The organism is Vibrio sp. 2CM40D, assembly GCF_023161825.1.
GTDB classification, from domain to species: domain Bacteria; phylum Pseudomonadota; class Gammaproteobacteria; order Enterobacterales; family Vibrionaceae; genus Vibrio; species Vibrio alginolyticus.
Genome location: NZ_JALNTL010000009.1, coordinates 21637 through 44342, shown reverse-complemented (window position 1 = coordinate 44342; position 22706 = coordinate 21637). Strand labels below are relative to the sequence as shown.

Below are 22706 nucleotides of genomic sequence, written 5' to 3'. Positions count from 1 at the left end.
GAATGCGCAACGAAGACAAAAACTCTTTACACTCAAACTAACAGATAGCTCAAGCTTTTGTCCAAACTTTGACAAAGGAATTCGAAATTATACCCAAATAACCTTAAGTTGAAGAGTGATAGTCACAAATCTTTGCGAAAATGTCCTAAACAATAAACAAAATAGCCAGAGCGAATGGCTCTGGCTATTTTTGAATTCCGGTCGTTTATACAGCTTTCACTTCAATGGTATCGGCACCGCGTGACGCTTTCAGCATTGCCGTACGTTTAGTTCGGTCAATTACATCACCGACCAACTGACCACATGCGGCATCAATGTCATCACCACGTGTTTTACGAACCGTAACTGTGTGCTCGTATTGCATCAATGTTTTTTGGAAGCGATCAATACGTGAGTTACTTGGTTTCTTGTAAGGTGAACCTGGGTACGGGTTAAACGGAATCAAGTTAATCTTACATGGTGTGTCTTTCATCAATTCAGCCAGCTCGCGTGCATGGTCCATGTCATCGTTCACATGATCAAGCAACACGTACTCGACTGTTACCTTGCCACGGTTTGCATTCGATGAAGCAATGTAACGACGAACGGATGCTAGGAAATCTTGAATATCCCAACGATCGTTAATTGGCATGATTTCACTACGCAGCTTATCGTTTGGCGCATGAAGAGAGATCGCCAACGCAACGTCGATTTTGCCCGTCATCTGATCAAGACCAGAAACCACACCTGATGTTGATACGGTTACGCGACGCTTCGACAAACCAAAGCCAAGGTCATCCAGCATTAACTCCAATGCAGGAATCAAGTTCTTCATATTAAGAAGCGGCTCACCCATGCCCATCATCACGACGTTCGTAATTGGGCGACGGCCTGTTTCTTTCTCAAGACCAATTTCACGTGCAGCACGCCACACCTGACCGATGATCTCTGAAACTTTCAAGTTACGGTTAAAGCCCTGCTGTGCTGTTGAGCAGAACTTACATTCCAATGCACAACCTACTTGAGAAGATACACAAAGCGTTGCGCGATCATCTTCTGGAATGTAAACCGTTTCTACATCCTGATCACCAACCTTCATTGCCCACTTGATCGTGCCGTCTGAAGAATGCTGAGCTTCTGCTACAGTTGGTGCTTTAATTTCACACTTGTGTAAAAGCTTTTCGCGCAGCTTCTTGTTGATGTTTGTCATTTTTTCGAAGTCATCTACACCGAAATGGTAGATCCACTTCATAACCTGATCGGCACGAAACGCTTTCTCGCCAAGTTCTTCCGCGAAAAACTGACGCATGCCTTTGCGATCAAAGTCGAGTAGATTGATTTTTTCAGTGGTCATGTTGCCTCTCAATGACTGAAACAAGAATAAGGGCGCGAATTGTACAGCCTTTATTCAGCTACAACAAGGGGTGTAAGACCCTGAGTTTGCTAAGGCATTAAAATAAAAACGATTAAATTTTAATCAGACTTTACGGTGAGAATAATGATTAGACAACCGACAGCAAAAGCGTAGAAGTGGTGCAGAGAAAGCAGTGAGAACAAACACACGTAACTAAGCTTTCCCCCCTGTAAGGTGCTCAGATTAGCCAACGTCTTCGCGAGTACTTACGAATGAACTCGCCGATGAAATGGAGAACACGGAATAAAAAACCTCGGACAAATCCGAGGTTGTTACGAACTAGATCATCACGCAAAAGTGATGCATGAACGAGTTAGCGAGAGAAAACTTCTGATTCAGGGAAGAAAAACTCAATTTCACGAGCGGCAGACTCAGGGCTATCGGAACCATGAACTGAATTGTGACGCATGCTGAGTGCGTAATCAGCACGCAAAGTGCCGCATGCCGCTTCCTCTGGGTTGGTTTTACCCATTAGCTCGCGGTAACGTGCAATCGCATTTTCACCTTCCAATACCTGAACCATAATAGGACCAGATGTCATGAACTCTTTTAGAGGAGGGAAAAACTCTTTACCTTCATGCTCTGCATAAAAGCCGCTTGCCTGATCTTCTGTCAGGTGAACCATTTTGGCAGCGATGATACGTAGGCCAGCCTTTTCAATACGATTGTAGATTTCACCAATTAGGTTTCGCTCTACAGCATCAGGCTTAATGATTGAAAATGTTCTTTCTAGAGCCATAAAATTTCCTTTCTGTACTTGTAATAATAGTTGTGCTTTTAAAGTGACTTACTGGGTAAGAGCAGCACTCAAACAAGAGAGTGCTGCAATCAATCTTATTTTCCAGCTTGCTCATTGAGGAAACGAGCAAGTGTACGAACACCCATACCCGTTGCTCCCGCAGCCCATTTATCAGAAGCGGCTTTACGATACGTACCCGCACAGTCGAAATGTAACCAGCCTTTTTTGTAGTCCTCAACGAAGTAAGACAAGAATGCAGCTGCAGTACTTGCACCTGGAGAATAATCACCAGAGCTGATATTCGATAAATCGGCAAAATTAGATGGCAGCATTTCTCGATGGAAATCAGCAAGTGGTAGCGGCCACAAGCCTTCTTTTTCCTGGTTTGCCGCCGTAAGCGCTTGATGCGATAGCTCATCATCAAAGCTCATTAGCGCATGGTAATCGTTACCTAACGCATTCTTCGCTGCGCCTGTTAACGTCGCGCAGTCAATGATTAACTCAGGCTTTTGCTCACTGGCGTAGATAAGACCGTCTGCAAGCACCAAGCGACCTTCCGCGTCGGTATTCATAATCTCAACGGTTTTGCCGTTTTTGTAAGTGATGATGTCGCCAAGCTTAAGGGCACGGCCAGAAACCATGTTCTCAGCACAACACAAGATCAGTTTTACGCGCTTGTTTAAACCGCGCAAGATAGCTAATCCTAGGCCACCAGTTATAGTACCCGAGCCACCCATATCTGCTTTCATTGCACTCATGAAGGTAGAAGGCTTCAAGCTGTAACCACCGGAATCAAAGGTGATGCCTTTACCCACAAGACATGCGAATACAGGTGCGTTTTCGTCACCAGTTGGGTTGTAGTCTAACTGAAGCATCGCAGAAGTACGCTCAGAACCACGGCCTACTGCGTAAATACCTTCCCAACCTTCTGCCAACAAGTCTTTGTCTTTGACGATACGAGCTGTCACCGTGCCTTTCGGCGCAACAGATTTGATGAATTCAGCAGCCATTGTCGCTAGCTGACGAGGAGCAACTTCTTCTGCCGTTTTGTTGATAATATCGCGGGTAAAATCAGTCGAAGTAATACGAGCTTGAAGCTCTGCTTGATCTTCATCAGACAATGCAGCCCACTCAACTGAGCCATGTTTTTTAGGGTTACGGAACCCTTGGTGGAAAGCCCATACGCTCTCTAGATCCCAGTTATCACCAGAAAGAAAAATAGAACGAATTCCTTGGCCATCTAGCTGACGAGCTGCACGTTGAATTGCGCCGAGATCATAACCTTCACCTAAGTGAATAGTTGCGCCGTTTTCAGCGAATGAAAGCAGTGCTTTTTCACCCCAATGTGGTGCTGCCGACTCTTGACTTAAAAATACAGACATCTGTGTAGACATGGTTTCTCCTTGTCTTATAGCAGCGTTGCCTACGCTGCTTCTTTTTAATAACTCACGGATGTTAGCATTATGTAGGGCAAAAATGTCAATTGGATAAAAAAACGGACCTAAAGGTCCGCTTTTTTTAGTAAGAATTGTTAACTAGGCTGTGTTTTACAGACTTAGTCTGCTTCGTCCATCCAGCACATGATAACGGCTTCTAGAATCTTTTCATTAGAACGGTTTGGCTCATCGTCAAACTCATCTAACTCCATGATCCATTGATGAAGATCGGTAAAACGCACTGTTTTTGGATCGACATCTGGAAACTTGTCACAAAGTTCAATCGCGATATCGCGAGAATCTGTCCATTTCATTGCTCATCTTCCTTTTGCTTCTTCCCTATATTGGGAAGATAGTTTTAGTGATCTTCTGAAGCGTGGTTTAGTGTGTATTTAGGAATTTCTACCACCAAGTCTTCATCAGCGATTCTCGCCTGACACCCTAGGCGTGACTCAGGCTCTAGACCCCACGCTTTATCTAGCATGTCGTCTTCTAGTTCTTCACTTTCTTCTAGTGAATCAAAACCTTCACGGATGATTACGTGGCAGGTAGTACACGCACATGACTTCTCACACGCATGTTCAATACCGATACCGTTTTTTAGCGCTACGTCTAGAACGGTGTCACCAGAGTTTGCTTCCAACACTGCACCTTCTGGGCACAAATCGTCGTGTGGTAATACAATAATCTTAGGCATAACTACTTATCTCTTATATATCGTCTACTGATTGACCTGACAACGCAGCTCGAATCGATTTATCCATACGGCGTGATGCGAAATCTTGGCTCGCTTTATCGGTATCTTTAATGCCTTGCTCTATCGCATCTGCATCATCACCATTACGCAGCTCAATCAAGGCTTCGATGGCTTTAATCAAGTTTTGTTTCTCTTGTTCTGATAGTAAGTCATCACCATCAGCTTGCATCGCTGCAATCAAACCTTCTATCACTCGGTCAGCTTCAACACGCTGCTCAGCTAAGGCACGAGCTTGCATGTCTTCTTTTGCGTGCGTCATTGAATCACGCAACATATCCGCCACTTCATTGTCACTTAAGCCGTAAGAAGGTTTTACTTGAATCTCTGATTGAACACCAGTGCTCTTCTCCATTGCCGTAACAGAAAGAAGGCCATCTGCGTCAACTTGGTAAGTCACGCGAATATGTGCCGCACCCGCTGCCATCGGAGGAATACCTTTTAACGAGAAGCGAGCAAGTGAACGACAGTCATCAACCATTTCACGTTCACCTTGTACCACATGAACACTCATCGCCGTTTGGCCATCTTTGAATGTGGTAAATTCTTGCGCACGCGCAACGGGAATCGTAGTGTTGCGGGGGATGATCTTCTCGACCAAACCACCCATGGTTTCAATACCGAGCGACAGTGGAATCACATCAAGAAGCAACATTTCAGAGTCAGGTTTGTTACCCGCTAGGATATCAGCTTGAATACCCGCACCGATTGCAACAACTTCATCTGGGTTAATGCTTGTCAGTGGTGTACGGCCAAAGAATTCGCCAACCATTTCTCGTACAAGCAATGTGCGTGTTGAGCCACCAACCATGACGACCTCGAGTACTTCATCTGCGTCGACATCCGCATCTTTTAATGCGCGACGACAAGACATCAGGGTTTTCTTCACTAGCGGACGAATCAGATCTTCGAACTGCTCGCGAGTCACGGTGCCTTTCCAACCAAAAACGTCAACGTCAACACTGTCTTGCTCAGAGAAAGCAATCTTAGCTTCAGTAGCAATGTTCAACAGTGTACGGTTCTTTTCTGCAGAAAGCGGCGCTTCTAGACCCGCTTGCTCCATTAAATAATCGGCAAATAGATGGTCGAAGTCGTCACCGCCTAATGCAGAATCGCCACCTGTTGCTAATACTTCAAATACGCCTTTCGATAAACGTAGGATAGAGATATCAAAAGTACCGCCACCTAGATCGTAAACCGCAATCACACCTTCTTGACCAGAGTCTAGGCCATAAGCAATTGCCGCAGCGGTTGGTTCATTAAGTAGACGGAGAACATGAAGACCAGCTAATTTCGCCGCATCTTTTGTACCTGCACGTTGCGCGTCATCAAAGTAAGCAGGAACGGTAATAACGACACCTGCTAACTCACCACCTAACGTATCTTCAGCTCGCTTACCCAATACTTTTAGGATGTCCGCAGATACTTCAATCGGGTTTTTGTCACCTTGAGGTGTTTGCAGAATTGGCAGGCCGTTTTCACTCTCTTTAAAACGATAAGGAAGTGAAGAGTAACGGGACTGAATGTCCTTTAATGAACGACCGATCAAACGTTTTACAGAGATAATCGTGTTCTCTGGTTCAAACTCTGCTTTGGCTTTGGCTTCGTGGCCGACCGTTAACGTTTCCTCAGCGTAATTAACGACTGAAGGTAAAATAGTACGGCCCTGCTCGTCCGCAAGTGGAGTTGCATCGCCGCTACGTACAGAAGCAACCAAAGAGTTGGTAGTACCTAAGTCGATACCCGCTGCTAACTTATGCTCATGAGGTGCCGAGCTTTGGCCCGGTTCTGCGATTTGAAGTAGTGCCATGATAGGTCCTTGTCACGCTTACTAGCCGAGGAGTTTGTCTTCGACTAGCTCAATTTCGTTCTTTAGTTTGGCAATGAATTTTAGCTTACGAACTCGGTCTGCGGCTTCAGCCCATAGACCATCATCAAGCTCTTGCTCGACGCTTGCCAGATGCTGTTTGTACATTTTGCTGACCTTAGAGTCGAAGTCAAAAAGCGCCGATTCAGGATCGGAGTTGTCAGCAATCTCTTCCAGTTCTTCGCGCAGTTCCATTTGCTCCATTAAGAACATCGGATCTTGCATCGTTTGCTGTTCACCTCGGATCTCAACACCTTGCTCTGCGAGGATATACTCGGCGCGAGAAATAGGATTTTTCAGAACTTGATAGGCATCGTTGATTTGCGCCGCCTTTTGCACCGCCATCAAACGGTCACGTTCTGAGCCCGTTGCAAAGTTATCCGGGTGGAAGCGTTTTTGTAGTTCTCGGAACTGAGAAGAAAGAAGGCTACCATCCAGCTTAAACTGACTTGGTAGCCCAAATAATTCAAAGTGATTCATTAAGTTCGGGTCCTAGTAAAGCCTTCCGGACTCGTTTGCCCAGAAGGACAATCAATTAGACGTTGAAGCTTTCACCACAACCACATTCACTTTTCGCGTTAGGGTTGTTGAATTCAAAACCTTCATTCAACCCTTCTTTCACGTAATCCAATTCAGTACCATCTAGGTACACTAAGCTCTTTTGATCGATGATAATTTTCACTCCAGAGAGTTCAAATACTTCGTCTTCTTCATTGAGCTCATCAACAAACTCAAGTACGTATGCCATGCCGGAACAACCAGTCGTCTTCACTCCAAGACGTAAACCGATACCTTTGCCTCGGTTATCTAGGAATGCTCTTACGCGACTTGCCGCTGATTCTGTCATTGTGATGGCCATACTGCACCTTAGTCTGTCTAAATTTCGATTGGAATGGGAGCGTCAAAGCTCCCATTATATTACGGAATAATTATTCTTGGTGTTTTTTCTTGTAGTCAGCAACCGCTGCTTTGATTGCATCTTCAGCAAGAATAGAACAGTGAACTTTCACTGGTGGAAGCTCTAGCTCTTCAGCAATCTCAGAGTTTTTAATTGCTGCCGCTTCATCAACTGACTTACCTTTTACCCACTCAGTTACTAGTGAGCTTGATGCGATTGCACTACCACAACCGTATGTTTTGAACTTCGCATCTTCGATGATACCTTCAGGTGTCACTTTGATTTGAAGCTTCATTACGTCACCACACGCAGGAGCGCCAACCATGCCGCTACCTACTGATGGATCTTCTTTATCGAATGAACCAACGTTACGTGGGTTCTCGTAGTGATCAATTACTTTTTCGCTGTATGCCATGATAAATTACCTCGAATCCTCTATTTCAATCCCTGAGATTAATGGTGAGCCCATTCAACAGTGCTCAAATCAATCCCTTCTTTGTACATATCCCATAGAGGAGACATGTCGCGTAGCTTAGTCACTGCAACGCGGATTTGTTCAATTGCGTAATCAATTTCTTCTTCAGTCGTGAAACGACCAAACGAGAAACGAACCGAGCTGTGAGCCAATTCGTCATCCATGCCTAGGGCACGAAGAACGTAAGAAGGCTCAAGGCTTGCAGACGTACAAGCACTACCAGAAGATACCGCTAGATCTTTAAGCGACATTAGTAGTGATTCACCTTCTACGAATGCGAAACTGATGTTTAGGTTGTGTGGTACACGCTGCTCAAAGTCACCGTTTACCGTCACTGCTTCTAAGTCTTTCACGCCATCAAAAAGACGGTTACGAAGCGCTAAAGCATGATCGTAATCTTTTTGCATGTCTTCTTTTGCAATACGGAATGCTTCACCCATACCTACGATTTGGTGAGTAGGTAGTGTACCAGAGCGGAAACCACGCTCATGGCCGCCACCGTGCATTTGCGCTTCAAGACGAATACGAGGCTTACGACGAACGTAAAGTGCACCGATGCCTTTAGGGCCATAAACTTTGTGAGCAGAAAGCGAAATTAGGTCAACTTTCATCTCTTGAACGTCGATTGGTAATTTACCTGCAGATTGCGCTGCATCCACGTGGAAAACAATTTTACGCTCACGACACAATTCGCCGATCGCTGTAATGTCTTGAACCACACCAATCTCGTTGTTTACGTGCATAATAGACACAAGCACTGTGTCATCACGCATTGCCGCTTTAAGCTTCTCTAGATCGATCAAGCCATTTGATTCTGGCTCAAGGTAAGTCACTTCAAAGCCTTCACGCTCAAGTTGACGACATGGGTCAAGAACGGCTTTGTGCTCTGTTTTACAAGTGATTACGTGCTTGCCTTTCTTCGAGTAAAAGTGCGCTGCACCTTTAATAGCAAGGTTGTCTGATTCTGTCGCACCAGATGTAAATACGATTTCGCGAGGATCTGCATTTAGAAGGTCAGCAATTTGCTCACGAGCAGTATCGACCGCTTCTTCTGCCTGCCAGCCGTAACGGTGCGAACGCGACGCTGGGTTGCCAAATGTGCCATCCATTGTCATGTACTGAACCATTTTTTCAGCAACACGTGGATCAACTGGACATGTAGCGGAATAATCAAGATAAATCGGCAGTTTCATTCTCTACTCCAATGTAAAAAGCTGACCGCTAAGAGCGGACGTTTACACCGATGGGCGCGGCGGTTGTATTTTTGTTTGATAGCCCATGGGTTACCGCCAGATCAATGTCCTGACGATCAGAAATTTCGAGTACTTCATTGTCTGTCATCAACTCACCAAGAGTGATGTTATTCAAAAAGTCACTAATGCGAGAGCTTAGGTCACGCCACAGCGTGTGAGTAAGGCAACGTGTTCCACCTTGGCAATCTCCTTTACCTTGGCATTTGGTTGCATCTACTGACTCATCAACGGCAGCAATCACGGTACCAATAGCGATACTGTGAGCGTCGGCACCAAGTCGGTAACCACCACCAGGACCACGAACGCTGGCAACGAGACCTGCTTTACGCAATTTTGAAAATAGCTGCTCTAAGTAAGAGAGCGAGATCCCTTGACGCTCTGAAATATCAGCCAGAGGTACAGGGTTTTGTTGCGAATGCAGTGCCACATCCAGCATGGCTGTCACCGCATATCTTCCTTTAGATGTAAGTTTCATACCACACCGTATCCACATGGTTTGTAATGGTTAAGATTTTTCCATACCTGAGTAATTTGGTCAAGTATTTATTTGACCATTTTACTCAGGTATTCATCCTTACACCTAAAGTGGTTATTATTCACTCAGAACTTCTTTTCTATCGAAGTCAAAACGCCTCGTAGAATATTAAGTTCTTGGGTTTCTGGTCGAGCACGAGAGAACAAACGGCGCAACTTATTCATCACCTGTCCAGGTTGCTCTTTGTTAATAAACTGGGTCTCAACCATCACCTTTTCAAGATGCTCGAAGAACATTTCGAGTTCTCGATGACGCGGGTATTCTTCCGATTCATTTGGGGAAAACTGTCTTTGCTCTAAGTTCAAGTGTGCAACTCGCACTTCGTAACTGAGAGTTTGTACAGCCATCGCTAGGTTAAGCGAGCTGTACTCAGGATTAGCGGGAATACAAACATGGTAGTGGCACTTTTGTAGCTCTTCGTTTGTCAAACCAGTTCTTTCTCGGCCAAACACGAGCGCAACCGGATGCTTTCGGCCTTCAACTGCAAATTTCTCACCGCATTCACGTGGCTCGAGCATTGGCCATTCTAATGTACGAGAGCGGGCGCTAGAACCCACAACAAGGCCACAATCTTCAACAGCTTCTTCTAATGTGCCGACAATCTTTGCATTTTGAGCAATATCACCAGCACCCGCAGCTAAAGCAAGAGTTTGTTCATCCACTTCACATTGTGGATCGACTAATACTAGTTGGTTTAAACCCATCACTTTCATTGCTCGAGCTGCTGAGCCAATATTGCCTGAATGAGAGGTACCTACGAGTACAATTTTTACTTGATCCAACATCTGTGTTTGCTACCTAAATTAAAACCGCAGAATGTTATCATAGTTTTTTAAGACACCCTAGAGGCAAGCAGACCTCTCTTCTCATTCTTGGTTATTGTTCTCGTCCGCAGTATGCTCTGTACACTCAACCAGTCGCATTTAGAACAAAAAATAACCACTTCCCTTTTTAATTATCTCTGGTATACTCGCCGCCGCTTTCATTTGTTCTTTAACATCCGTTGGGAAATTCGTATGCATCCAATGCTAAACATTGCTATTCGCGCTGCGCGAAAGGCAGGCAATCATATTGCTAAATCATTAGAAAACACTGATAAAGTAGAATCTACTCTTAAAGGCACTAATGACTTTGTCACTAACGTAGACAAAGAAGCAGAATACATCATCATCGATACTATCAAGCAGTCTTACCCTGAGCACTGTATCGTTGCTGAAGAACAAGGTCTTATCGAAGGTAAAGATAAAGACGTACAATGGATCATCGACCCACTGGATGGCACCACTAACTTTGTAAAAGGTTACCCAACTTTCGCGGTTTCTATCGCTGTTCGTATTAAGGGCAAAACTGAAGTTGCTTGTGTTTACGATCCAATGCAAAACGAGCTATTCACTGCACAACGCGGTGCCGGCGCTCAACTAAACAGTGCACGTATTCGTGTTGCTCAACTAAAAGACCTTCAAGGCACTGTTCTAGCAACAGGCTTCCCATTCAAGCAGAAACAACACGCTGAGTCTTACATCAAGATCGTTGGTGCGCTATTCACTGAGTGTGCTGATTTCCGTCGTAGCGGCTCTGCTGCTCTTGACCTTTGTTACGTGGCTGCTGGCCGTGTTGATGGTTACTTCGAGCTAGGCCTAAAACCTTGGGATATGGCAGCAGGTGAGCTTATTGCTCGTGAAGCTGGCGCAATCCTAACAGACTTTGCTGGCGGCACTGACTACATGAAGTCTGGTAACATCGTTGCTTCAAGCGCTCGTGGCGTAAAATCTATCCTTAAGCACATCCGCGAAAACGGTAACAGCGCGATCCTTAAGTAAGATTTGAAAGTCATATATAGCCCGTCACGCTGATGACTTTAGAAAGCCCCGCTCATTGAGCTGGGCTTTTTTGTATCAACTGCTCCGTATCGACTTAGCTGTAGCTGAAGGCTCTTCATACAGAGATGCTCTACAAGCTCACTACTCTATTCAGATACAAAAAAACCGCTGATTGTTCAGCGGTTTTTGTTTTCGGTTCTCAATCTGCCTTATGGCATTTCGTCGAACTCTGCACCCTCTTTTTCTACTTGAGGTGGCATCAAGTGCTCTTTCTGGATACCCAGTTTTAGAGCCAGTGCTGATGCTACGTAGATAGAAGAGTAAGTACCTACAGTGATACCGAGTAAAAGTGCGGTTGCAAAGCCGTGAATCATAGCACCACCCTGCATGAACAGTGCAATTACCACGAACAACGTCGTACCAGATGTAATCAATGTACGGCTCAACGTTTGAGTGATTGAGGCGTCCATAATGTCTGAAGGTTCACCCTTACGCATCTTACGGAAGTTTTCACGAATCCGGTCAAATACAACGATGGTATCGTTGAGTGAGTAGCCCACAACCGTCAGTAGCGCAGCTACGATAGTCAGGTCAACTTCAATTTGTAGAAACGAGAAGACACCTAGCGTGATAATTATATCGTGAGCCAATGCCATTACCGCACCAGCCGCTAGACGCCATTCAAATCGCATCGATACATAAAGCAGAATACAGATCAGCGATACCAAGATCGCTAGACCACCAGCTTCTGTTAGCTCATCACCAACGTTGGGACCTACGAACTCAATACGACGCATTTCTACGCTTTCGCCAGTACCATCTTTGATAGCACCAATGATTTGGTTACCTAGCGTTTCACCAGAAACGTCATCACGTGGACGAAGACGAACCATGACTTCACGAGCACTACCGAAGTTTTGTACTGTCGCATCGCCAAAGCCTTTTGAATCTAGTGCTGCACGAATCTCTTCAAGGTTTGCTGGCTGTTCAAAACCGACCTCGATAAGAGTACCGCCAGTGAAATCTAGACCCCAATTAAGCCACTTGGTTGACAAAGTGAAGATAGAAGCAGCAATCATTATAATTGAAAAAACGAATGCTACTTTCGACCAACGCATAAAGCCGATCGTCTTCTCTGCTTTTAGAATTTGAAACATATTAATTCCCAGCCTTAGATCGACAATTTATCAACGCGTTTGCCACCGTAGATCAGGTTCACGATACAACGTGTACCAATAATGGCGGTGAACATTGAAGTTAAGATACCGATAGATAGAGTAACTGCGAAACCTTTCACCGCACCTGTACCGACCGCAAATAGAATGATTGCAGTAATTAGTGTTGTGATGTTCGCATCAGCAATCGTGCTGAATGCATTCGCGTAACCTTGGTGAATCGCTTGTTGTGGACTACGTCCATCACGAATTTCTTCACGGATACGCTCGAAGATCAGTACGTTCGCATCAACTGCCATACCGACTGTTAACACGATACCGGCTATCCCCGGAAGCGTCATGGTAGCGCCTGGAATCATCGACATAACACCAATGATAAGCACTAAGTTTGCCATTAGAGCAATGTTTGCAATCAAACCAAAGCCGCGGTAGTAAAGCAGCGTAAATAGCATTACGGCAACCATACCCCAGATACATGCTTGGATACCCATATCGATGTTTTGCTGGCCCATTGATGGACCAATGGTACGTTCTTCAACGATAGAGATAGGTGCAATCAGTGCACCAGCACGTAGTAAAAGTGCTAGGTTGTGTGCTTCTGCAGCAGAGTCGATACCTGTGATACGGAAGTTACGACCAAGAGCCGATTGAATCGTTGCTTGGTTGATGACTTCTTCATGCTTATCCAGAATAACTTTGCCTTCAGGCGTACGACGGCCACTGTCTTTGTATTCTGCAAACACGGTAGCCATTAGCTTACCAATGTTCTTCTTAGAGAACGCAGACATCTTATTACCACCTTCGCTGTCTAGCGAGATGTTAACTTGTGGACGACCATATTCATCAACACTTGAGCTTGCATCTGTGATGCTTTGACCGCCAAGAATAACGCGCTTCTTAAGCACAACTGGGCGACCATCACGGTCCATCTTGATTTCACTACCTGCTGGCGCACGACCATTTGCCGCTGCCGATAGGTCAGCTTTATCATCAACTTCACGGAATTCAAGCGTTGCCGTAGCTCCGAGAATTTCTTTTGCACGAGCAGTGTCTTGAACACCAGGCAGTTCAACTACAATGCGACTAGCACCTTGACGTTGAACCAATGGTTCCGCAACACCTAGTTCGTTGACACGATTACGTAAAATCGTAATGTTTTGCTCAACAGCATAGTTACGGATCTCTTGTAAACGTTGCTCAGTAAAGGTTGCAGTAAGAGCGTAACGGCCATTTGAATCAGAATCGACAAAAATCATGTCCGGGTGATTCTTTTCTAGCGTTGCTTTCGCTTCTGCTAATTGCTCTTCGTTACGCAACAACACTTCTACCGCTTCTTTTCCAGAAGGGCGGATTGCACGGTAACGAATCTTGGCGTCACGAAGTTCGCTACGGAAAGCTTCTTCTTGTTGACCAACAAGCTTTTCCATCGCTGCATCCATATCCACTTCCATTAAGAAGTGAACACCACCGCGAAGGTCAAGACCTAGCTTCAATGGTGACGCGCCAATCGCTTCTAGCCAATCGGGTGTAGAAGGTGCAAGGTTAAGTGCAACAATTGTGTCTTTGCCTAGCGCTTCGCTGATGACATCACGAGCACTGATTTGTGTGTCAGTGTCGTTAAAACGAACAAGAATTGATCCATCTTCGAGAGCAATGGATTTATGAGAAAGTTGCTCTTTGTTAAGAGCAGTAGTGACAGCATCCAGCGTTGACATATCTACAGAGGCGCCACGCGCCCCTGTAACTTGAATAGCCGGATCTTCACCGTAGATATTTGGAAGTGCGTATAACGCAGCGGTGATGATGGCAAAAAGCACCATCAAGTACTTCCATAATGGATAACGGTTTAGCACAGCGAGGATCCTTTAGCTGTTTTATAGAGACTTAAGCGTACCTTTTGGTAGCACTGCAGTGATGAAGTCTTTCTTGATTACTACTTCATTGTTCGCGTTAAGCTCAATTGAAATGTAGTCATTGTCTTCAGCAATCTTAGTGATTTTACCCACTAGGCCACCGCTAGTTAAAACTTCGTCGCCTTTGCCCATAGAAGCCATTAGGTTTTTGTGTTCTTTTACGCGTTTCGCTTGTGGGCGGTAAATCATGAAGTAAAAGATCACTGCGAACATGCCAAGCATGATTAGCATTTCAAAACCACCGCCTGCTGGCGCGCCTTCTGCTGCTGCGTGAGCCTGAGAAATAAACATTAAAACATCCTCATTATATTTTATTGATAATCAAACAAATTGGGCTTTCGCATTTTAGATTCAAGTCTGAGAGTAACTAATAGAGATCGCTCTCTCAAAAATAACGTGCGTTAGCCTACTTTATTAGCAAAAGCCTCTGGCGACATGCCAAAGGCTTTAATTCTTTTAGTTTTTCAATTACTGCTCTTTTGCTAGTGGTGGCACTTCACGGCCACGACGCTCATAGAACTCAGTAACAAATTCATCGAAGCGATCTTCATCAATTGCTTTACGAATGCTTTCCATCAGACGCTGGTAGTAACGCAGGTTATGGACTGTATTCAAGCGAGCGCCTAAGATTTCATTACAACGCTCTAAATGGTGAAGGTACGACTTGCTGTAGTTTTGACAAGTGTAACAGTCACAATGCGGATCCAATGGTGTTGTATCCGTTTTATGTTTCGCATTACGGATCTTGATCACACCACCAGTCACAAATAAGTGACCATTACGTGCGTTACGCGTTGGCATTACACAGTCAAACATGTCGATACCACGACGAACACCTTCAACCAAGTCTTCTGGCTTACCTACGCCCATCAAGTAGCGAGGTTTGTCTTCAGGAAGTTGAGGACAAGTATGCTCAAGAATACGGTGCATGTCTTCTTTAGGCTCACCTACTGCCAAACCACCAACCGCGTAACCGTCAAAACCGATTTCCGTTAGACCTTTTACCGACACATCACGTAAATCTTCGTAAACACCACCTTGGACAATACCAAATAGGTTGTTCGGGTTTTCTAGCTTCTCGAAGTGGTCACGTGAACGCTGTGCCCAGCGTAATGACATTTCCATCGATTTCTTCGCTTCATCGTGTGTCGCTGGGTAAGGCGTACACTCGTCAAAAATCATAACGATGTCAGAGCCCAGGTCTTTTTGAATTTCCATCGACTTTTCTGCGTCCATGAAAATCTTGTCACCGTTTACTGGGTTACGAAAGTGAACACCCTCTTCAGTGATCGTACGCATCTTACCAAGGCTGAATACTTGGAAGCCGCCTGAATCAGTAAGAATAGGACCGTGCCAGTTCATAAAATCGTGCAGGTCACCGTGCATTTTCATCACTTCTTGACCAGGACGTAGCCACAGGTGGAACGTATTACCTAGCAGAATTTCTGCACCAGTACCTTTTACTTCTTCTGGTGTCATACCTTTAACGGTACCGTAAGTACCTACTGGCATGAACGCAGGAGTTTGAACAGTGCCGCGTTCGAAAGTCAGTTGACCACGACGTGCATTGCCGTTTTTCTTCTTAAGATCGAATTTTAATTTCACGATGCCTCCGGGTGTCAGAGAAACAGTCTGACTGAGTGTTTAGGGCTCTACCCTACTTTAAGGAGCGGTCGCTTTTCCTTGCGAGAGACAAAGCAATGGATGCTTTATTTCCTAGCTTACTGCTAGCACTCGTAAATCTATTTTTAACTACGCCGTTTTCTTCTTGATGAACATTGAATCGCCATACGAGAAGAAACGGTATTTGTTTTCCACCGCATGTTTGTAAGCATTCATGGTGTTCTCGTATCCAGCAAATGCACTCACCAACATGATCAGTGTTGATTCAGGCAAGTGGAAGTTTGTGATCAAGCAATCCACTAGCTGATATTCGTAACCAGGGAAAATAAAGATTTCAGTATCGCCAAAGAATGGGGCCAGCTCAGTCCCTTTTTGCAATGCGTCTTGCGCTGCACTTTCAAGTGAACGCACAGATGTGGTACCAACAGCAATAATTCGTCCGCCACGCGCTTTCGTCGCTTTAATTGCGTCGACGACTTCTTGTGGTACTTCTACGTACTCGGCATGCATGTGGTGATCGTTGATATTTTCCACTTTTACTGGCTGGAATGTACCCGCCCCAACGTGCAAAGTAACGTAAGCAAACTCTGCACCTTTCGCTTTGATTTTCTCCAAGAGAACATCATCAAAGTGAAGGCCCGCCGTCGGTGCCGCAACCGCACCTGGCTTTTGATTATATACCGTTTGGTAACGCTCTTTATCTGCATCTTCGTCTGGACGGTCGATGTAAGGAGGAAGCGGCATATGGCCGATTTCTTCCAGAATTTCTAGTACCGTCTTATCAGAACTAAATTTCAGTTCAAATAAAGCATCATGGCGTGCAACCATTTCTGCTGAATATTCATCATTCTCGCCAACAATAATGGTTGTACCTGGTTTTGGTGATTTAGAGCAACGAACGTGCGCGAGGATGCTTTTCTCATCCAACATGCGCTCCACTAGCACTTCTAATTTACCGCCCGATTCCTTGCGGCCAAAAAGACGAGCAGGAATAACACGTGTATTATTAAACACCACTAAGTCACCGGGTTGAACTTGGCCCAATACATCAGTAAATGTGCCATCAATGAGCTCTCCGGTATTGCCGTCCATTTGCAGCAGTCGGCTAGCGGTACGCTCTGGTTGAGGGTAGCGAGCGATGAGTTCATCTGGAAGGTCGAAATGGAAATCTGATACTTGCATGTTACTTGTCTTATCTATTGGTCAAATCACGTCTAGGCGACGATAAAATTGCGACGAGTTTTTCGCAGCAGACTAGTATATGTTTACATGCTGCAATAGCAAGCAAATCACCAGAATATAGCAGTAAAAGCCATGGTGAAGAGTGTAATAAAACGTGAAAAGCCTCGATTACTTGGCACTATTTTTAATTTGAGCCCAAAAGAGAGAACATGAAAAAAGCAAAGCAGCGTATACCGCTGCTTATTAGTTTGGCATTCCAATCGCCCTATCAAACCTCACGCTTTCGCCACAAGAATAACGGCACGAATAAACCCAATAACCAAAACCCTAGACTGCCACCTTCATCATCTGAGCCTTTGAAATCACAGTTATTGGTCGCAATGCCATCGTGACACTCTTTATTGTCACCACTTTCATTGTTAGCACTTTTGATAAAATTCGGCGCAATGATGTAACGACTTGGTGGCGCATCGGCAGTGATGTAAGACTGTACCCAGTCGTAATAGTGGCTCACCTTGGTGTAGAAACTTGGGATCGTCAAAGAGCCACACGTTGGTAGAATAAGGGGGCCGCCACTAACAATACCAATTTGTTTGCCGGTCGCCACATCGACCAACGGGCCACCACTGTCACCTTTACATGCAGAGTTGCCATATTGAGTATGGCTATCTGGCTCCAATACATGGTTTTGTGTTGGTAGCGTACAAATTTTGGTTTGGTTGTCTCTTGAATCAATGATCCCCGGAAAACTGCTGCCAATTTCTAAACGCTCATAACATTTGTCGATGGGTAAAAATGTGCTAATGGTGGTTTTGAGCGTATTAGAAGGTTCAGAAGCATCCGGCTGAGTAGTCCCCCATCCAAACACTTGCACATTTTCGACACGTTGATTGGTCAGGTAATTATCATTCCAATCCGCCACCAAACGTGCTTCGATACTCTCCATGTCAACTTTACTCGCTAGGTCAGCAAAGCTCGCGTTTGCCACTGGGCGCGTGAGATACAGCAACGCGATGTCTGAATCTAAACCGGTTTGGATAGGTTTCACGTTGCCATTACTGTCGGTCTCAGCTTTTGAAATCCGAGTGTAATCCGGATGAACCACAACGTGAGACACCGGATAGAAGTTATCAAGCCCTGCAGAATTAAGTTCATACACATTCGCATTCACCGACAGCTCACCCGGCGGGGTCACATAGTAGGTTGCTTCATTGGTTCCTTGTCCCATCACCACACAGTGCGCCGCAGTCAGTACCCATTGCTCTGTCAGCATCGTTCCACCACACAGCGGAAACTCTGCCATATTACTTGCTCGCAAAGTAACGCGGTCAACAGGATCGGTTTGTTCATCTCCTAACACAATCGCCTGTGTTGATGGCACACTGAATGCCGCCACTGCCAGCGCAATAAGTTTGTTACACGTTGTTCGTTTCATCTAGGTTGCTGTCTTCAATTTGGTAAGCCTGGACGTATCTTCTTCGAGAGAAGAATCTTGGAAAATCCAGCGAATAAAAATGTGCGATTCAATTCATTGGATTACCTTGGGAACACATTCAATATCAACTAAAAATGCCAACTGACTCGCACACAAACCGACTTATTCAAATTAATAAAAACACCAATAAAACACAGATTACGCAGCCCATCAGCATTGTGCTATTTAATTGATGAAAAACGAGTTAGCTCCCAGATATACAGAAAAATATTCTCTATATTTAAGAGAAGGACAATGCCGCTGGAGGTCTCTATGATCAAGGTTGAAGACATGATGACTCGTAATCCTCATACCTTACTGCGCACGCACACCTTGCGTGATGCAAAAAGCATGATGGATGCGCTTGATATTCGACACATTCCGGTTGTTGATGCCAATAACCACTTACAAGGCTTGGTGACTCAACGCGACATTCTTGCTGCTCAAGAATCGAGCTTGCACCCAGATGAGGCTGAACAATCTTTTACTTTAGACACACCGCTCTACGAAATGATGCACACCAACATCATGACGGCAGAGCCTATCGCGGGGCTCAAAGAGAGCGCTATCTATATGCAAAAGCATAAAGTTGGCTGTCTACCTGTTGTCACCAAAGGTCGATTGGTCGGCATTATTACTGATAGTGACTTCGTGACGATTGCGATTAACTTATTGGAACTACAAGAAGAAGTGGAACCTGAAGAAATCGAGCAGGAAGAGTAGTACGCAAGCGTATTCTCTTTGTTGTAAGTTTCGTTTTTACACCGGTTAAACGAAAAAAGAGCGGCAGGGTTGCCGCTCAAAATGCCATTACTGACGCTGATTAAGGAAGTGTTTCTCTGCCAATTAGAATTGGTCTTCTTCGGTCGAACCTGTCAATGCTGTCACTGAAGAGTTACCACCTTGGATAGTATTGGTCATTCTATCGAAGTAACCTGTACCTACTTCTTGTTGGTGCGCAACAAACGTATAGCCTTTTTCAGCTGCTTGGAATTCAGGACGCTGAACTTTCTCAACATAATGACGCATACCTTCACCTTGAGCGTAAGCGTGTGCCAGTTCAAACATGTTGAACCACATGTTGTGAATGCCTGCTAGCGTGATGAATTGGTACTTGTAGCCCATGTCTGCAAGCTCTTGTTGGAACTTAGCAATGGTTTCTGCATCTAGGTTTTTCTCCCAGTTGAATGAAGGCGAGCAGTTGTACGCCAACAATTGATCTGGGTATTCAGCGTGAATTGCTTCTGCAAACTTACGTGCTTCTTCCAAACATGGCGTAGCCGTTTCACACCAAATCAAGTCTGCATATGGTGCGTAAGCCAGACCGCGAGAGATAGCTTGGTCGATACCCGCGCGAACGCGGTAGAAACCTTCTTGAGTACGCTCACCTTCAATAAAGTCTTTATCATATGGGTCGCAATCTGAAGTAATGAGATCCGCCGCATTCGCATCAGTACGAGCAATAACTAATGTTGTTGTTCCCGCTACGTCAGCAGCCAAACGAGCTGCAACGAGCTTTTGTACCGCTTCTTGCGTAGGAACTAATACCTTACCCCCCATATGACCACACTTTTTCACCGATGCTAACTGGTCTTCAAAGTGAACGCCCGCGGCACCGGCTTCGATCATCGATTTCATTAGTTCGTAAGCGTTAAGCACACCACCAAAGCCCGCTTCAGCATCCGCTACGATAGGTAGGAAGTAATCAATACCACCTTCATCTTCAGGCGTCTTACCAGCAGCCCACTGAATTTGGTCTGCACGACGGAATGAGTTGTTGATACGCTTTACTACTGACGGTACAGAATCTACTGGGTAAAGAGATTGGTCTGGATACATCGTCGAAGCGGTGTTGTTATCCGCCGCTACCTGCCAGCCTGACAGATAGATCGCTTCAATACCTGCCTTAGCTTGTTGAACGGCTTGACCACCCGTTAGCGCACCAAGACAGTTTACGTAACCTTTTTTCGCACTACCGTTGACCAGTGACCAAAGTTTGTCTGCACCACGTTGTGCAATTGTGTTTGCAGGCACCATAGAGCCACGCAGTTCCACCACTTCCTCGGCAGTGTAAGTACGCTTCACATTTTTCCAGCGTGGGTTAGTTGCCCAGTCTTTTTCCAGAGCTTCAATTTGTTGGCGGCGAGTTAAGTTAGTCATTGGTCTATCCCTCTTTATAATTTGCACTTTATGCGTGTGCGTTGAGTTTCCGTTCTCAGGCAGTACTTCCCTATCTGCCTTGAAAATCCTTCACGTTATTGGTGTTACAGTTATTCTTTATTAATCCAGGTAGTCATAACCAGGAACTGTCAAAAAGTTGGTCAGTTCATCGCTCGTCGTGAGCCTTGCCATTAAGTCTGCTGCTTCTTCAAATCGACCCGCATGGTAGCGCTGCTCGCCAATTTCTTGCTTCACGACTTCAATCTCCTCTTTGAGATAGAGCTCGAACAGCTCTTTAGTGACCTTTAATCCGTTGTCTAGCGACTTGCCGTGTTGAATCCATTGCCAGATAGAGGCGCGTGAGATTTCTGCCGTTGCTGCGTCTTCCATCAGTCCGTAAATCGGCACACAACCATTGCCAGAAATCCAAGCTTCGATGTATTGCAGCGCAACGCGAATATTGTGGCGCATTCCGCCTTCAGTGCGCTCGCCTTCACAAGGCTCAAGCAGTTCAGCTGCTGTAATAGGCGCATCCTCTGCACGGCTCACATCCAACTGGTTGGTGCGTTCACCCAGCACAGCACTAAAGACTTCCATAGCAGTGTCAGCCAAACCTGGATGAGCCACCCAAGTACCGTCGTGGCCGTTGTTAGCTTCTAACGATTTGTCAGTCTGGATCTTGTCTAATACTTTTTGATTCTCTTTCGGGTCTTTAGCTGGGATAAATGCGGCCATTCCTCCCATCGCGAAAGCACCTCGTTTATGGCAAGTACGTACCAATAATCGCGAGTAAGCGTTTAAGAATGGCTTGTCCATCGTTACCACTTGGCGATCTGGCAGTACTCGGTCTGAGTGTTTTTTCAATGTTTTGATGTAGCTAAAGATGTAATCCCAGCGACCACAGTTCAAACCAACGATGTGTTCTTTAAGCGAGAACAGAATCTCGTCCATTTCAAATACCGCTGGTAAGGTTTCAATCAGCACAGTCGCTTTGATCGTGCCTGTATCCAAACCGAAATAGTCTTCCGTGAAATGGAACACTTCGCTCCACCACTTCGCTTCGTGATGCGATTGCAGTTTTGGAAGGTAGAAATAAGGGCCGCTGCCTTTTTGAAGTAACGCTTTGTAGTTGTTATAGAAATACAGAGCGAAATCGAATAGCGCACCTGGAATGATCTGACCGTGCCACGTAACGTGTTTTTCTTTTAAATGAAGGCCGCGAACACGGCAGATCAACACCGCTGGGTCATCTTCCAGCTGATAATGTTTGCCATTGCCAGGATTGGTGTAACTGATGGTGCCATTAACAGCATCGCGCAAGTTAATTTGACCATCTAGCACTTTACTCCATGCAGGAGACATTGAATCTTCGAAGTCTGCCATGAACACTTTTACATTCGCATTCAGTGCGTTAATCACCATCTTGCGGTCAGTTGGTCCGGTAATCTCCACACGGCGATCTTGCAGATCTTGTGGGATTCCTAGGATCTTCCAACTTCCTTCACGGATGTCTTGTGTCTCTGGTAGAAAATCTGGTAGCTCACCAGCATCAATACGTGCTTGCTTCTCTTCTCTTGCTTCCAGCAACTGTTCAACACGTCCGGCAAATTTTTCACACAGTAGAGATAAAAAGGTTTGGGCTTCAACAGGGAAAATTGCTTGATGTTCTGGAGCAACGACTCCATTCACCTCAAGCATGCCTTGGGTTTGCTTTAGTTGTTGTGTTTTTTGTTCTGTCTGAGCAAGCATAATCATTCATCCTTAACGTGCTTTATCAATCTTGGGCAGTCAGCGTAAAGCTACATTTGTAAGTTATGAACAACAAATTACATCCTTTAACTTTGTGTTCAACTCGTCTAGCCATGTCGATAGATTGCGTAATGCTACGTGTATTTTCAATCTAGACATAAGTCGTATCGGCCTTTAAATAAGCTATATCAACAAGGGGTTTAGTGAAACCCCCAATATAAACAAAACAGAAAATTCAAAGTTTTATTCCGCAAGGTAAA

At 45.2% G+C, this 22706-nt stretch carries 22 protein-coding genes; 2 read left to right on the top strand and 20 right to left on the bottom strand.

The window, feature by feature from the left end:
• Positions 1–205: 205 nt before the first annotated feature.
• The 12 genes from MTF70_RS18920 to trmJ form a co-directional block, all read right to left on the bottom strand.
• Positions 206–1333, bottom strand: a complete 1128-nt coding sequence (locus MTF70_RS18920; RefSeq protein ID WP_017633913.1) for a bifunctional tRNA (adenosine(37)-C2)-methyltransferase TrmG/ribosomal RNA large subunit methyltransferase RlmN — start codon at positions 1331–1333, stop codon at positions 206–208.
• A 373-nt stretch (positions 1334–1706) separates the two neighbouring features.
• Positions 1707–2132 (bottom strand): nucleoside-diphosphate kinase, encoded by a 426-nt coding sequence (gene ndk / locus MTF70_RS18915; protein WP_042521171.1) that lies wholly within the window; start codon positions 2130–2132, stop codon positions 1707–1709.
• 95 nt (positions 2133–2227) lie between these two features.
• Positions 2228–3526, bottom strand: coding sequence for an aminopeptidase PepB (gene pepB / locus MTF70_RS18910; RefSeq protein WP_042521166.1), 1299 nt, complete (start codon positions 3524–3526; stop codon positions 2228–2230).
• 161 nt (positions 3527–3687) lie between these two features.
• Complete coding sequence (gene iscX / locus MTF70_RS18905) at positions 3688–3882, bottom strand: Fe-S cluster assembly protein IscX (RefSeq protein ID WP_005381711.1); 195 nt, start codon at positions 3880–3882, stop codon at positions 3688–3690.
• Positions 3883–3926: 44 nt separating this feature from the next.
• Positions 3927–4265: an ISC system 2Fe-2S type ferredoxin gene (gene fdx, locus MTF70_RS18900; protein WP_005381713.1), complete on the bottom strand. Its 339-nt coding sequence runs from the start codon at positions 4263–4265 to the stop codon at positions 3927–3929.
• Between the two features lie 13 nt (positions 4266–4278).
• A complete protein-coding gene (gene hscA, locus MTF70_RS18895; protein ID WP_017820567.1) occupies positions 4279–6132 on the bottom strand; it encodes a Fe-S protein assembly chaperone HscA in 1854 nt (617 codons plus the stop codon).
• A 21-nt stretch (positions 6133–6153) separates the two neighbouring features.
• Entirely contained in the window at positions 6154–6669 is a 516-nt protein-coding gene (hscB, locus tag MTF70_RS18890; RefSeq protein WP_042521163.1) for a co-chaperone HscB, read from the bottom strand.
• 55 nt (positions 6670–6724) lie between these two features.
• A complete protein-coding gene (iscA, locus tag MTF70_RS18885) occupies positions 6725–7048 on the bottom strand; it encodes an iron-sulfur cluster assembly protein IscA (protein WP_005381717.1) in 324 nt (107 codons plus the stop codon).
• A 70-nt stretch (positions 7049–7118) separates the two neighbouring features.
• On the bottom strand, positions 7119–7502 hold the full coding sequence (gene iscU, locus MTF70_RS18880; protein WP_005381718.1) for a Fe-S cluster assembly scaffold IscU: 384 nt from the start codon (positions 7500–7502) through the stop codon (positions 7119–7121).
• Between the two features lie 38 nt (positions 7503–7540).
• Positions 7541–8755 carry an IscS subfamily cysteine desulfurase gene (locus MTF70_RS18875; protein WP_025768862.1) on the bottom strand — a complete coding sequence of 405 codons (1215 nt, stop codon included), beginning with the start codon at positions 8753–8755 and terminating at the stop codon, positions 7541–7543.
• Positions 8756–8783: 28 nt separating this feature from the next.
• Positions 8784–9290 (bottom strand): Fe-S cluster assembly transcriptional regulator IscR, encoded by a 507-nt coding sequence (gene iscR, locus MTF70_RS18870; RefSeq protein WP_005381720.1) that lies wholly within the window; start codon positions 9288–9290, stop codon positions 8784–8786.
• A gap of 125 nt (positions 9291–9415) precedes the next feature.
• A complete protein-coding gene (gene trmJ / locus MTF70_RS18865) occupies positions 9416–10135 on the bottom strand; it encodes a tRNA (cytosine(32)/uridine(32)-2'-O)-methyltransferase TrmJ (RefSeq protein ID WP_025768861.1) in 720 nt (239 codons plus the stop codon).
• Positions 10136–10366: 231 nt separating this feature from the next.
• On the opposite strand from trmJ, the gene suhB reads away from it, so the two are divergent.
• The gene (suhB, locus tag MTF70_RS18860; RefSeq protein WP_005381722.1) at positions 10367–11170 is read left to right on the top strand and encodes an inositol-1-monophosphatase; all 804 of its coding nucleotides are present in this window, start codon (positions 10367–10369) and stop codon (positions 11168–11170) included.
• 209 nt (positions 11171–11379) lie between these two features.
• On the opposite strand, the gene secF is transcribed toward suhB, so the two are convergent.
• From secF to MTF70_RS18830, 6 genes are all read right to left on the bottom strand, one after another.
• Positions 11380–12327 carry a protein translocase subunit SecF gene (gene secF / locus MTF70_RS18855; RefSeq protein WP_005383689.1) on the bottom strand — a complete coding sequence of 316 codons (948 nt, stop codon included), beginning with the start codon at positions 12325–12327 and terminating at the stop codon, positions 11380–11382.
• 14 nt (positions 12328–12341) lie between these two features.
• Positions 12342–14198, bottom strand: coding sequence for a protein translocase subunit SecD (gene secD / locus MTF70_RS18850; RefSeq protein WP_005381724.1), 1857 nt, complete (start codon positions 14196–14198; stop codon positions 12342–12344).
• Between the two features lie 21 nt (positions 14199–14219).
• Entirely contained in the window at positions 14220–14549 is a 330-nt protein-coding gene (gene yajC, locus MTF70_RS18845) for a preprotein translocase subunit YajC (RefSeq protein ID WP_005381725.1), read from the bottom strand.
• Positions 14550–14726: 177 nt separating this feature from the next.
• Complete coding sequence (gene tgt, locus MTF70_RS18840; protein WP_248394207.1) at positions 14727–15863, bottom strand: tRNA guanosine(34) transglycosylase Tgt; 1137 nt, start codon at positions 15861–15863, stop codon at positions 14727–14729.
• Between the two features lie 147 nt (positions 15864–16010).
• Entirely contained in the window at positions 16011–17063 is a 1053-nt protein-coding gene (gene queA / locus MTF70_RS18835) for a tRNA preQ1(34) S-adenosylmethionine ribosyltransferase-isomerase QueA (protein ID WP_025768859.1), read from the bottom strand.
• 268 nt (positions 17064–17331) lie between these two features.
• Entirely contained in the window at positions 17332–18498 is a 1167-nt protein-coding gene (locus tag MTF70_RS18830; protein ID WP_053302967.1) for a trypsin-like serine protease, read from the bottom strand.
• Positions 18499–18810: 312 nt separating this feature from the next.
• Here MTF70_RS18830 and MTF70_RS18825 point away from each other — a divergent pair, with 312 nt between their 5' ends.
• Positions 18811–19260 carry a CBS domain-containing protein gene (locus MTF70_RS18825; RefSeq protein ID WP_017820562.1) on the top strand — a complete coding sequence of 150 codons (450 nt, stop codon included), beginning with the start codon at positions 18811–18813 and terminating at the stop codon, positions 19258–19260.
• Between the two features lie 123 nt (positions 19261–19383).
• Here MTF70_RS18825 and aceA read toward each other — a convergent pair whose 3' ends face one another.
• Together aceA and aceB are read right to left on the bottom strand one after the other, a co-directional pair.
• Positions 19384–20697, bottom strand: coding sequence for an isocitrate lyase (gene aceA, locus MTF70_RS18820; protein WP_005381733.1), 1314 nt, complete (start codon positions 20695–20697; stop codon positions 19384–19386).
• A gap of 120 nt (positions 20698–20817) precedes the next feature.
• Positions 20818–22446 carry a malate synthase A gene (aceB, locus tag MTF70_RS18815; protein ID WP_017820561.1) on the bottom strand — a complete coding sequence of 543 codons (1629 nt, stop codon included), beginning with the start codon at positions 22444–22446 and terminating at the stop codon, positions 20818–20820.
• Positions 22447–22706: the final 260 nt, after the last annotated feature.